The organism is Brucella sp. IR068, assembly GCF_049065885.1.
Classification (GTDB): Bacteria; Pseudomonadota; Alphaproteobacteria; order Rhizobiales; family Rhizobiaceae; genus Brucella; species Brucella intermedia.
The window spans coordinates 159,421-172,113 of sequence record NZ_JBAKHE010000004.1 but is presented as its reverse complement, the minus strand read 5'-3'; the positions used below and the strand labels follow the sequence as shown (position 1 = coordinate 172,113).

Below are 12,693 nucleotides of genomic sequence, written 5' to 3'. Positions count from 1 at the left end.
GGGCCGAAAAGGTCCGGCGTAATTCTGCAATAGCGGGAGGAACCAACTGTGCAGACGAATGAACTGAAACTGCTTGAAAAGCTTATTGAGGTTATCGAGCAGGACATCATTCCGCTGACTGAGCGAGGTGTTGCGGAAGGCAACAAGGTTTTCGGTGCGGCGCTGTTGCGCAAGTCAGATCTGTCTCTTGTTCTTGCTGAAACCAATAACGAGACCGAGAATCCGCTCTGGCACGGCGAAGTGCACACATTGAAGCGCTTCTATGAAATGCCGGAGAATGGACGTCCCGATACGAAAGACATGGTGTTTCTTTCCACTCATGAGCCGTGCTCCATGTGCTTATCGGCTATCACATGGAGTGGTTTCGACAATTTTTACTACCTTTTCAGCCATGAAGATTCACGGGATGCTTTCTCTATCCCGCATGATTTGAAGATCCTCAAGGAAGTCTTCACGCTGGAACCGGGCGGATACAACCGCGACAACGCTTTCTGGCATAGCCATTCGATTCCGAAAATGATGGCATCCTTGCCGGACGCCGATCGTTTGCGACTCCGCAAAAAGCTCGACGCGATTTTTGCGAAGTATGACGAATTGTCCGACACTTATCAGTCAAGCAAGGATGGTAACGCAATTCCTCTCAACTGATGAACAATCGTTTCTTATAGTCATACGCCTGAAATAGCCTCGTGCCAGAGGGGATGCGCGATACAGGACACCCCGTTCGCGCATTTTCCATGTCTGACAGGACGAGTATCATGACTTCTGACCACATAATATCAGCGATTGGCTTTTGCACTCCGGCAGGTGACGGCAATTTCAGCACGCTTGAAGGGGCAATCCGTAATATCGTCGAACTCGGTTCGGACGCTGTGGAATTGTCGCTTTATGGCGAGGAAATAATCTCAGGCGGCCGTCTCATTCCGCACCGCGTGGATCGCCTCGTCAATATTACCAGACAGTTTGACGTCCGTTACAGCGTCCACGGACAGATCGTTTCCAATTTCATGGATCGCGAACATCTTGAGTATCAAAAGGCAGTGGTCCGGGCGATGCTGGAACTCTGCGATCGTGTGGGAGCGGAAGTACTTGTTCATCATTCCGGCCACGCCACAATGCCTGCGCCTTCTCGCCTTCCCGACCTCGACAAGATGGAGCGGGATGCGCTCGGCGAAATGGCGGAACTGGCAAAGTCTTATGGCGTCCGCATCGCGCTGGAAAATATCTTTGCAATGAGCGATGCCGAGTATCGGCAGACACCGGCTCAGGTTGCCGAAACGGTCGCTGCGGTCAACCACTCTTCCGTCTGCGGGCTGATCGACTTCAGCCATGCTTATATTGAGTGCAGTCGTCTCGGAATCGATTGGCGTCCGCAAATTCGTGCCATGGCTCCGGTAACCGGGCATCTGCATGTTCATGACAGTTTTGGTCGCCCTTACACGATGACCAAGTTTTATCATCCTGCGGAGGCAACGGCGCTCGGTATTGGCGATCTGCATCTGCCGATCGGTTGGGGCGATATTCCGTGGGACGAGATTTTCGATGAACTGACTTTTTTGCCCGATACCTTCCTGATCATGGAAATCGGGGAAGATCGTTTCAGTACCGAGCAGGCTGATAGTCTTGCGCGTGCCCGCAAGCTCGCCGAACGAGTTAACAGCCGCCGGAAAGCCGCTTGAACGAAACAAAACAGGCCGCGTGACGAGCGCGGCCTGTTCGAGTTTTCAAATTGTTTTTATTTCCGAATTTCGCTTAGCTGCTTTTGCACCGCATCGATGACGTCGTCGCCGATCTGAGACTTGTATTTGGCGTAGATCGGCTGGGATTTTTCGAGCATGCGCGCGTGCTCTTCCGGCGAAAGCGTGTTTACTTCCAGACCCGCTTCCTTGATCTTCTCGAGTGACTTCTGGTTCAATTCACGAATGACCTTGCGTTCTACGTCGCGTCCGACAACGGCGCATTCACGCAAGGCGGCTTGTTCCTCAGGGGAATATGTGTCGAAGATCGGCTTGGAATACAGGAACAGGAACGGCGTATAGGCATGCTTGGTTTCTGTCACATATTTCTGCACTTCGTAGAATTTTGAAGTATCGATGGTGACGTAAGGATTTTCCTGCGCATCGATGGCCTTGGTTTCCAGCGCTGAGAAGATTTCACCGAAAGCCATCGGTGTGGCATTGGCACCGAAATTCTGGAATGTGTCGAGGAAGATGTTGTTCTGCATCACGCGGACTTTCATGCCGCTGAAATCTTCCCATTTGTTGACCGGATGTTTTGAGTTTGAAAGGTTTCGGAAGCCGTTTTCCCAATAGGCAAGATTGACGAGGCCGACGGCCGCGAGCTTTTCGTCCATCATTTTGCCGAAGGGGCCGTCGACGACGGCATCTGCCTCTTCATCGTTTGCGAAGAGGAATGGCAGATCGAAAACGCCAAGCGCTGGAACTATCCCGACGAGGGGCGACGACGAGGTTACCACGCCTTCCTGCACACCGGAACGCAGTGCTTGCGTTGCCTGCAAATCGCCTCCCAGAGCTCCACCCCAGAAGGCGGTTATCTTCATTTTGCCACCGGACTTTTCAGCAAGGCATTCATTCATTGCCTTGATGCCATTGCCGACTGGATGATCCTCGTTGATGCCATTGGAGACACGAATGTTGCGCTCCTGAAATTCGGCAAGAGCGGGTACGGTTAGCGCGGCCGCCATCAGGGCGGTTGTTGCCAGCATAAGCAATTTCTTCATTGAACTCTCCTCCCAGAGTTGATGTTAAACCTAATGCAGCCAGTTCATGGGTACCAGTACGAGACTTGGGAACAGAACCAGCAGGAACAGCACGATCACTTGCGAAATCAGAAATGGATTGACGCCAGCGACCACTTTTCCGAGCGGCACCTTTGAGACGCCGCTCACCACATTCAGCACGACGCCGACCGGCGGCGTGATGAGCCCGATGCTGTTGTTCATAATGAAAAGAACGCCGAAATAGGCCGGGTCGATCCCCGCCTGTTTGACAATCGGCATCAGGACTGGCGTCAGGATGAGGATCGTCGGCGTAAGGTCGAGTGCTGTTCCGACGACGAGCACAAGTATCATGATCGCAAACATCAGCAGTTTCGGACTGTCGATCAGCGGCGCGATGTAACTGCTGATTTCAGCCGGGATATTTGCTGCCGTTATCAACCATGACGACACCAGGGCCGACGCGACGAGAAACATGATGACGGATGTTGTTTTGGCAGCTCGCAAAAACACGCCGTAAAGATCGACAAATCTCAGTTCGCGATAGATGAACATGCCGACAAAAAGGGCATAGGCTGCGGCAACCACAGCCGCTTCTGTCGGTGTCATGACGCCCATACGGATGCCGCCAAGAATGATCACGGGCATGCCGAGCGCCCAAAGTGCACGTCCGGTCGCCTGCAGCCGATCTTTGCCGGATTGCTTGGGAAGCACCTTGAGATTGTCTTTTCTGACGACGATCTGCCAGGTGAAGAGTAACGCGATACCCATCATCAGACCGGGCACTATCCCGGCCATGAAAAGCTGCGTTATCGATACGTTGGCAGCAACCCCAAACACGATCATGGCCATGGATGGCGGGATAACCGGCGCGATGATGCCGCCTGCCGCCATCAGTCCCGCAGACCGGGGGATGTTGTAGCCCGCTTTCGCCATCATGGGGACTAGGATGGTTGCCAGCGCCGCAGTGTCCGCAGCGGCGGAACCCGAAACGCTGGCCATGATGATGGCTGCGAGAATGGCAACGACGCCGAGGCCGCCGCGAATATGCCCGACGCAAGCTATGGCGAAATCAATGATGCGGCGGGACAAGCCGCCGGAATTCATAAGCTCACCAGCCAGAATGAAAAACGGTATTGCCAGCAGCGTGAAGGAATCCACGCCGGCAATCATGTTCTGCGCGATGATCTGCGTGTTGAACATCCCCATGTACCACATGAGAACCACACCGCAGAACATGAGCGAGAAAGCGATCGGAACGCCGATAGCCATGGCGCTGAGAAGCGAGCCGACAAATACTACGAGCGTCATGTCGTCTACTCCATCAGATGGTCGAGCGAGTGTTCGCCCGCAAAGGTGGCAATTTCCTCATCGGTCAAACGACCGGTGACAGCGCGCAGGAAGCGCTCGGCGGCAATGATGAACATTGCGCCACCCGTGAATAACCCGACGCCGTAAACCCAGATCATTGAAAGTCCCGTGACGGGTGCGACCATGCTGGCGTTGATGTCGAACTGTTTCCAGGTGCCCCAGAAGAAAATCCCGGAACAAAGCAGGACGATCAGATAACTGATTGCCATGCAGGTAACGCGCCCTTGCCGTCCAAAGCGAGCAACGAGCGACTCGATGCCCAAATGGCTATTCTCGCGAAAGGTGAGGACGGCTCCAAGAAAAGACACCCAGACGAAAAAATAACGCGCAAGTTCTTCCGATACGGTCAGTCCAGAGTTTGCGGCGTAGCGCAAAATCACGTTGACGAAGACCATAATAGCCATGCCGGCGAGGAGGAAGACGAGAATTGCGCCAAGTATCTTGTAGAAGAAGTCTATGGCTTTCGTCATCTATGCGCCCTCAGACTTTATCGAGCAAATCGCGCGCTTGCAGGTTCTGGATCAGCGCCCTGATACCGAATGTCCATTCAGGACATTTGTCGGTCCGGTCGACCCAGTTGATGAGCCGTCCAAGCTTCGGCGTGGAAATCTCCACGCGGTCGCCGACTTCGTGGGTAAACCCTTGTCCCGCACCACGACGATCCTTCACGGGCGCGAACATGGTGCCAAGAAACAACACTGCGCCGTCCGGATACTGATGATTGCGGTTCATCATCTGTGACGCAAGATTTTCAGGATCGCGGCTGATCGCTTCCATAGGGCTTTCGCCGGTCATTTCGAAACCGTCAGCCCCATGAACCGTCAGCGACAGCTTGAGTTTGCGCAATACGTCCATAGTGAATTGGGCGTCGAACAAACGAACAAACGGGCCGATAGCGCAGGAAGCATTATTGTCCTTCGCTTTACCGAGCAGTAAAGCCGAACGACCTTCCACGTCTCGAAGATTGACGTCATTGCCAAGAGTTGCGCCGACAATACGTCCATCCGAGGCGACAACCAGGACCACCTCGGGTTCCGGGTTGTTCCATTGGGAAATGGGCAGAATGCCGACGGTAGCGCCGCATCCAACGGCCGACATCGGCTGAGATTTGGTGAAGATTTCCGCGTCGGGCCCGATACCCACTTCCAGATATTGGGACCAGAGTCCCATTTCCTGAAGAAGCGCCTTGACCTCCGCAGCCTTTTCGGAGCCTGCCACGACGCCGCGCAAATTGTCGCCGATAACCGGCGCCAGACGTTCGCGAATTTCGCGGGCTCGAGAGGGATCGCCTTTGGCCTGTTCTTCAATCACGCGTTCAAGCATGCTGTCGGCAAAGGTAACGCCTGCTGCTTTGATGGATTGCAGGTCTATGGGAGCGAGCAACTCCCCGCGATCACCGGAAAGATAATCATCCAGAGAACCGAGGTTTGGATAGCTCTCGGTATTCTCCAGTTCACTTATTAGCGAACGGCGTTCCAGAAGGCCCGAAACCGTAGCTGACAAGCTGGACAGATCGTGCACATGGCCATTTTTGACCAATACAGGACAAGGACCGTTTTCGGCTTTCGACCACACACGGCCAATCAAAACCGCTGAGTGGCTGTCTTCAGGCAGAATCACCGTTGCTTTCAGTTCACGCTTGTCTTGCACAGATATCCTCCCAATGTATGGCCGTTTCCCACGGGCCATATGTTGTCAGGATGCCTGACAACAATAGTACTATTATTAGCAGTCCAGAATTGAGTCCAGCCTTGAGACGGCTTTGAGCTCAAAAATTAGATCGATCTGTTTTTCTTCGGCCGACGGTATAGGCTTTGTCCATTTCGGAGCTGAGGGCCATGCCCAGCCCGGTACCGGGCGGAACCGTAATCATGCCGTCCTTGACTTCGGGCAGGGCGGTAAAAAGTCGCGATACCATGTTTTGTAGAACGCGCGGACGCTTTCCTGAATCAGGGCATTTGGTGCGTTGAGCGATAGATGCGTCGAAGCACACAGAACGACCGGTCCGGTGCAATCATGTGGCGCGACCGGAAGATGCCAGGCTTCGGCCATAGCAGCGATCTTCCGTGCTTCAGAAAGGCCACCACACCAGCTCAAGTCAAGCATGACGACGCCGGCCACGCCTGTTTCCAGAAGATCACGAAATGCCCATCGGCTTCCTAGAGTTTCGGAGGCACAGATAGGTGCAATGCTGGCTTCTGCATAACGTTTGAGACTGCCGAGACTGTCCATCTTGATCGGGTCTTCGTGCCAGAAAGTCTTGAATGGCTTGAGTTCACGGGCAATCTGCATGGCGGGCAAGAGCTGCCACATGGAATGGAACTCGACCATGATATCCATGCGATCACCGACCGCCGCCCGGATTTTTTCAAAAGGCTGCAATGCCGCTTTGAGATCGGGTTGAGAGATATACTGCCCGCGTGTCTTTTCTGCCGCCATGTCGAATGGCCAGATTTTCATCGCCGTTATGCCTTCTTCCAGCAATGAGAGGGCAAGTTCATCGGCATGGTGCAGGAAGCCGTTCAGATCGTCGTAGCTGGCTCCGGAACCGGCCAGACCGTAGTTGCCGGATTGCTGGCCGGTAGCCTTCTTGATGTATTCGGTTCCGGCGCACGTATTATAAGTGCGGATGGATTGACGACTGAAGCCGCCGAGAAGCTGAGCGATAGGGAGATTGGCAGCTTTGCCGTATAAATCCCACAGGGCGATATCGAAAGCGGAGTTGCCACGCACTTCCGCGCCGGTTGAACGGAAACCGAGATAGCCCACAAGGTCAGAGGCCAGCAGATCGATTTGCAACGGATCGCGACCTAGAACACGCGGCGCGACATATTCGTGCAGATAGGACTCGACCGTCTCGGACATGAAAAAGGTTTCGCCGAGGCCGGTGATTCCTTCATCTGTATGAACTTCCACCCACAAAAGATTTGGCCGTTCGGCGATGCGAATGGTTTCGATTGCTGTGATCTTCATTGCACCTCCCAATGCAACTGCTTATCAGGCGCTAATCTTGAGGAACGTCGTTGAGCTTTTCGATATGAAGAAGCAGGGCGCTATGATCCTTCTCGCCTCCGCCGTCTTCAACGAAAGTCGCAAAAGCCTCTCGCACGGTCTCGGTCAACGGCAATTTCAAGGACAGGTCGCCTGCGGTCTTCAGGATCGAGTTGAGGTCTTTCAACTGAATGCGCGATGTGCCTCCTGGCTTAAAATTGCGGTCGATCATCCGTTTGCCGTGGAGTTCGAGAATGCGGCTTTCACAGAAACCTCCGCGGATGGCATCGCGGAATGCGGCACGCGACCCGCCGCCTTTTTCGACAAGAACCATTGCCTCTGCGATTGCCCCGATGGTCACGGCAACAATCTGTTGATTGGCAAGTTTTGCAAGCTGGCCGGCACCTGACGGACCCACGCGCGTGAGGCGTCCCAACGGTTTGAACACATCGGCGAGGGTGGCGATAACCGCTTCATCACCTCCGGCCATGATGGCGAGTGTACCTTCCTGTGCACCGACCACGCCCCCGGAAACCGGCGCGTCGATATGATTGACGCCCGTCGCCTCCAGACGCTTCGAATGCTCGCGCGCGAAGTCCGGCGAAATTGAACTCATGTCGATGACTATGCTGCCTTTTTTCAAGACAGCAGCGACACCTTGCTCAAAGAGGACATCACGTACCGCTGGTCCATCGGTCAGCATGGTGATGACGATATCGGCGTCCACCCCCGCCTTTGCGGCGGTTTGAGCGAGCTTGGCACCTTTTTCCACAAGGGGGGCAGACTTGGCGCTGTTCCGGTTCCAGACCGTTACGTCGAAGCCTGCATCCAGAAGCCGACCGGCCATTGGTGCGCCCATCAGGCCGGTACCGAGAAAAGCGATCCTGCATTTCAAAGCTTGCCTCCCATTTCATCTTCGATGTGAACGCGAATGATCTCATCAAAGGAGGTTTCGGCGGTGAAGCCAAGGGCCTGTGCGCGTTTAGCCTCGAAACCGGGCGCCCACCCTGCGACCATGCGCATGATCATTTCATCTGGCTCGCGTCGGATGAGTCGGACGGCCTTATCGCCAGCAACGCGGCGCAACGCCTCAATCTGCTCACCGACGGTGGCGCTGAGACCAGGCATGGAAAGATTGCGACGCGCACCGACCGCTTCCGTATCGATAGTGGCTCCATGAATCAGAAAGCCCACCGCTGAGCGCGGCGAAGCATGCCAGTGCCGAACCTCTTCAGGAACAGGTAATATGGCTTCCTGACCGGAGAGCGGTTCGCGCAATATACTGGAGAAAAAGCCGGATGCAGCCTTGTTCGGTTTGCCCGGCCTTATGCAGATCGTCGGCAGGCGGATGCCGATACCGTCGAAGAAGCCGCGTCGCGTATAGTCGGACAAAAGAAGTTCGCTGATTGCCTTCTGCGTGCCGTAACTGGTCAACGGCGTCGTATGAAATTCATCCGGGATCGGATAGGGCAGCGGAGCGCCAAAAACGGCGATGGAGGATGTGAAGACCACACGAGGCTTATAGCCATCGGCAACGTGCGCAAGTCTGATTGCATCGAACAGATAACGTGTGCCGTCCAGATTAATTCGATATCCTTTGTCGAAATCCATCTCTGCTTCACCGGACACGATTGCCGCTAGGTGAAAGATGACATCAGGCCGTCCTGATACGATCTTCTGCGCGGTTTCCTTGGTGGATATATCCGCAGCCAAAGTGTCGACCGATCCTGCGAAGCCGACTGGAGGTTCTGCGGCGACGATATCGACAAGCGTGAGCTTCTCTACGGGGATATCCCCGAGACGGCCATCGTTGGAAAGGCGCTGCGCTAATTTGCGGCCCACCATGCCAGCGGCGCCGATGATTGCGATATGCATCCAGAAATCTCCTCCCTGCCTTGCAGCCACTGACACTCAAATGATGCAGACTTGGCTGTGGAACAACACTTATCCAATCTCCCGCAGATTCATGTTGTAGGGTTGTCTGATAACCTTATATGTAAGCGTTGGAAACAGTTTTCTCCGTTCTGTCCAAGGAATGAAACGGAAAAGCCCGCCGCATCTGAAAAACTGTCGTACTCCTGCGACAGCGCATTGCACTTCGATAAAGCCAAGAGGATATCATGTACGTTACGGGGGACAGGGCGGGAAACAAGCAGGACGGTCTCGTCGCTCTTTTGGGTGGCGATCTGGTTATGACCGAACAAAATGACATGTCTGGCTATTGTCGTGACTGGCCGGGGGATGTGGAAAATGCGGCGGTTGCTGTGATCCGTCCGCGTTCGACAGCGGATGTTTCCGCCGCGGTCAAAGCCTGCGCTTCCCTGGGATTGTCTATCATTCCGCAAGGCGGAAATACCGGTCTCGTGCAGGGTGGCGTACCGGATGGCCGGGACAATCTCGTCATTTTGAGTCTTGAGCGGATGAACCGCATTCGGAAAATAGATCCGGATGATTTTTCAGCGGTTGTCGATGCGGGTTGCATTCTCTCGGAACTGAAAGACAAACTGGCAACCGAAGGAATGTTTTTTCCGCTGGCGCTTGGTGCGCAGGGAAGCTGTCGTATCGGGGGAAATGTCAGCACCAATGCCGGCGGCATCAATGTGTTGCGCTATGGCATGACCCGCGAGTTGATACTGGGGCTGGAGGTCGTTCTGCCTGACAGTACTATATTCAACGGTCTTTCGACGCTGAGAAAAGACAATGGCGGCATTGATCTGAAACAGCTTTTTATCGGTGCGGAAGGCATTCTTGGAATAGTAACCGGCGTCGCAATCAAACTGATGCCCTTGCCGGACAAGGTGGAAACTGCGCTGCTTGGGCTCAATTCCCTTGAAGATGCCATTGCGCTTTATCGGCGGGCACGGGTGCAGTGCTGTGATCTGATGTCGGCATTCGAGTTCATGCCTCCGGTGGCTTTTACACTGGCACAAGAGGCGATGCCGGAACTCGCCACGCCGCTGGGGCAATATCCGGCCTATGTCTTGATGGAGATTTCAGGCTCGGGACTGGTCGATATAGCGTCACTGATGGAGCAGTTTCTTGCAGGAGCAATGGAAGATGGCCTCGTTCTTGACGGGACCATCGCGTCCTCGCGGGCACAAGGTCAAAATCTCTGGATGTTTCGCGAGGCGATGAATGAAGGGCAGGCGCTGCGTGGCAAGCATCTGCGCACTGACATATCGGTTTCATTGTCGAAACTGGCATCGTTCGTCGATGAAGCTGAAAGGGAACTGGCCAAGGTTCTTCCTGATTGTCTCGCGGTTTCCTATGGACATGTCGGGGACGGCAATGTGCATCTCAATGTCATCCCGGAAAGCAATCTCGATGTTGCTGCGAAAGACGCGAAGATCAAGCTTGCGAAGGAAACGATCAATGCTGTTCTGGATCGTTATGCAGGCAGCATTAGCGCGGAACACGGCATTGGTCGCCTGAAAAGGGACGATTTCGAGAAGCGTATTGACCCTGCACGGCGAAAGCTGCTTGAAGGTCTCAAACAGGTAATCGATCCGGACAACATCATGAATCCGGGCTGCCAGCTTTCGCTTGACTCTTCAAAAGGCTGACGACACATCAATTGCACAGGCAATCAGGGAGACTTTATCATTTTGTTTGGTGAAATCAGGCGCAATGAGCAACTCCCTGGACGCATCGCTTCCGAAATCACGCGGCAGATCGGTGAAGGTACTCTCTTGCCGGGGCAAAAGCTGCCGACAGAACATAATCTGGCTCAGAGCTTCGGAGTTAGCCGCTCGGTTGTACGTGAAGCGATAGCCCAGTTGCGCAACGAGGGTCTGGTTGAAACCCGACAGGGTGTCGGGGCTTTCGTGACAGAACCCGACAGGAGACACGCCCTCCGGATAGAGCCAGAAACACTTGCCAATCGCGAAAATTTCCGCAGCCTGTTCCAGTTACGAATGGCACTCGAAATTGAAGCGGCGGGATTAGCGGCGGTTCATCATGATGAACATGACATGATGCAACTCAACGAAGCGCTCGCAGAAATGAGCGGTTCAAAAAAATGGACCGATACGGGTATAGCTGCCGATCTGGCTTTTCATCGGGCGCTCGCTTCTGCAACTCACAATGAGTATTTTCCGTTGGTCCTAGGCTTCATTGCCGAACGCATCAATCAGGCAATCAACGCAGCGCGTGCGCGGGCCGTGCTCGAGCAGATTGTCGAGATCACCATTGATGAGCATACCGCAATCAGGGACGCCGTTCATTCGCGGGATCCGTTGCAGGCACGCGAAGTGATGCGCCACCACATCGTGCAGGCAGCAAGCCGAGTCGGCCTCAAGCTGGAAACTTTTTGATGGCTTCTTCTTTCGGGCTTTTCAATCTGGAAGGGCGCATTGCGCTGATCACGGGTTCCAGTCAGGGCATTGGTTTTGCCCTGGCGCGAGGGCTTGCGGAACATGGTGCAACGGTGATCATCAATGGCCGTGACCGGGGCAAGGTGGATCAGGCTGTCACCCTGCTGGAGGATGATGGACATAAGGTCTTTGCATCTGCCTTCGATGTGACGAATGCCGCGGAAGTCCGCGCCGCCATTGAGATGATTGAAGAGGAAATCGACGCACTCGATATTCTGGTCAATAACGCCGGGATGCAGTACCGCGCACCGCTTGAGGATTTCCCTATCGAGAAATGGCAGCAGCTTCTGGAAACCAACATCTCCAGCGCTTTTTATGCCGGGCAGGCGGCTGCGCGCCATATGATCGCGCGAGGACGCGGCAAGATAATCAACATTGCTTCGGTTCAAAGTGAACTGGCGCGTCCTTCGATTGCGCCTTATACCGCGACAAAGGGAGCTATCCGTAACCTGACCCGCGGTATGGCCACCGATTGGGCCAGACATGGCTTGCAGGTCAATGCGATTGCACCCGGCTATTTCAAGACGCCGCTGAATCAGGCATTGGTTGATGACCCCGAATTTACGGCTTGGCTGGAAAAAAGGACGCCGGCGGGCCGCTGGGGGAATGTGGAAGAATTGGTCGGTGCCGCCGTATTCCTGAGCAGCGATGCTTCCACTTTTGTGAACGGACAGGTCTTGCATGTCGATGGCGGCATGACCGCAAGCGTATGAGGAATTGATGCTGCGTATCATCGTGATGGGTGTTTCGGGTTCCGGAAAATCGACGGTCGGGGAGAAGATTGCAGATGCTTTGAAGCTTCCGTTTCTCGAAGGCGACTCTCTTCATCCAAAGTCGAACGTCGATAAGATGTCGGCAGGCATCCCCTTGCAGGACGAGGATCGCTGGCCCTGGCTCGATAAAGTCGGAGAACGTCTTGCAGCCTCGAGCGACGGGATTGTGATATCCTGTTCCGCATTGAAGAAGAGCTATCGGGATCGCCTCCGCACCGCAGCGGATGCGCCTGTCCTTTTTGTTTTTCTGGACGGCAGTTTTGAAGTCTTGCATGAGCATATGGGGCATCGCACAGGCCATTTCATGCCGGTAACGATGCTGGAAAGCCAGATTGCTACACTTGAAAGCCCGGTCGGAGAGCCGTTGGTATTCCGAGCAGATGTTGCCGAGAGCGTGGAAAAGATCGTTTCCGATAGCCTCGAATGGATAGATTCAGTTCAGCGTTAG

12 protein-coding genes and 1 pseudogene are annotated in these 12,693 nt (G+C 54.4%); 6 read left to right on the top strand and 7 right to left on the bottom strand.

The features are described from left to right. The first annotated feature begins 48 nt into the window (after window positions 1–48). Window positions 49–648, top strand: coding sequence for a nucleoside deaminase (locus ACOWVS_RS08665; RefSeq protein WP_006469021.1), 600 nt, complete (start codon window positions 49–51; stop codon window positions 646–648). A gap of 110 nt (window positions 649–758) precedes the next feature. Further along, window positions 759–1,679, top strand: coding sequence for a sugar phosphate isomerase/epimerase family protein (locus tag ACOWVS_RS08660; protein ID WP_006471328.1), 921 nt, complete (start codon window positions 759–761; stop codon window positions 1,677–1,679). Between the two features lie 56 nt (window positions 1,680–1,735). Here the strand turns inward: ACOWVS_RS08660 and ACOWVS_RS08655 are convergent, their stop codons facing one another. From ACOWVS_RS08655 to denD, 7 genes and pseudogenes are all read right to left on the bottom strand, one after another. After that, on the bottom strand, window positions 1,736–2,740 hold the full coding sequence (locus ACOWVS_RS08655) for a TRAP transporter substrate-binding protein (RefSeq protein ID WP_063621077.1): 1,005 nt from the start codon (window positions 2,738–2,740) through the stop codon (window positions 1,736–1,738). A 30-nt stretch (window positions 2,741–2,770) separates the two neighbouring features. Continuing rightward, window positions 2,771–4,048: a TRAP transporter large permease gene (locus ACOWVS_RS08650; protein ID WP_006469018.1), complete on the bottom strand. Its 1,278-nt coding sequence runs from the start codon at window positions 4,046–4,048 to the stop codon at window positions 2,771–2,773. Window positions 4,049–4,053: 5 nt separating this feature from the next. Beyond that, entirely contained in the window at window positions 4,054–4,578 is a 525-nt protein-coding gene (locus ACOWVS_RS08645; RefSeq protein WP_006469017.1) for a TRAP transporter small permease, read from the bottom strand. 10 nt (window positions 4,579–4,588) lie between these two features. Further along, entirely contained in the window at window positions 4,589–5,758 is a 1,170-nt protein-coding gene (locus ACOWVS_RS08640) for a fumarylacetoacetate hydrolase family protein (protein WP_081252510.1), read from the bottom strand. Window positions 5,759–5,876: 118 nt separating this feature from the next. Next, window positions 5,877–7,081, bottom strand: a pseudogene (locus ACOWVS_RS08635) (mandelate racemase/muconate lactonizing enzyme family protein). A gap of 31 nt (window positions 7,082–7,112) precedes the next feature. Then, on the bottom strand, window positions 7,113–7,994 hold the full coding sequence (locus ACOWVS_RS08630; RefSeq protein WP_006469014.1) for an NAD(P)-dependent oxidoreductase: 882 nt from the start codon (window positions 7,992–7,994) through the stop codon (window positions 7,113–7,115). Then, a complete protein-coding gene (gene denD / locus ACOWVS_RS08625; RefSeq protein WP_006471325.1) occupies window positions 7,991–8,974 on the bottom strand; it encodes a D-erythronate dehydrogenase in 984 nt (327 codons plus the stop codon). The genes ACOWVS_RS08630 and denD overlap by 4 nt, the downstream gene beginning before the upstream one ends. A gap of 245 nt (window positions 8,975–9,219) precedes the next feature. On the opposite strand from denD, the gene ACOWVS_RS08620 reads away from it, so the two are divergent. The 4 genes from ACOWVS_RS08620 to ACOWVS_RS08605 are packed head-to-tail and all read left to right on the top strand — an operon-like array spanning window position 9,220 to window position 12,693. Then, on the top strand, window positions 9,220–10,662 hold the full coding sequence (locus ACOWVS_RS08620; protein WP_006469012.1) for an FAD-binding oxidoreductase: 1,443 nt from the start codon (window positions 9,220–9,222) through the stop codon (window positions 10,660–10,662). Between the two features lie 42 nt (window positions 10,663–10,704). Next, window positions 10,705–11,412 carry a FadR/GntR family transcriptional regulator gene (locus ACOWVS_RS08615; RefSeq protein ID WP_006469011.1) on the top strand — a complete coding sequence of 236 codons (708 nt, stop codon included), beginning with the start codon at window positions 10,705–10,707 and terminating at the stop codon, window positions 11,410–11,412. Continuing rightward, window positions 11,412–12,185, top strand: coding sequence for an SDR family oxidoreductase (locus ACOWVS_RS08610; RefSeq protein WP_006471324.1), 774 nt, complete (start codon window positions 11,412–11,414; stop codon window positions 12,183–12,185). Before ACOWVS_RS08615 ends, ACOWVS_RS08610 begins: the two co-directional genes overlap by 1 nt. Before the next feature lie 7 nt (window positions 12,186–12,192). Continuing rightward, window positions 12,193–12,693, top strand: a complete 501-nt coding sequence (locus ACOWVS_RS08605; RefSeq protein ID WP_006471323.1) for a gluconokinase — start codon at window positions 12,193–12,195, stop codon at window positions 12,691–12,693.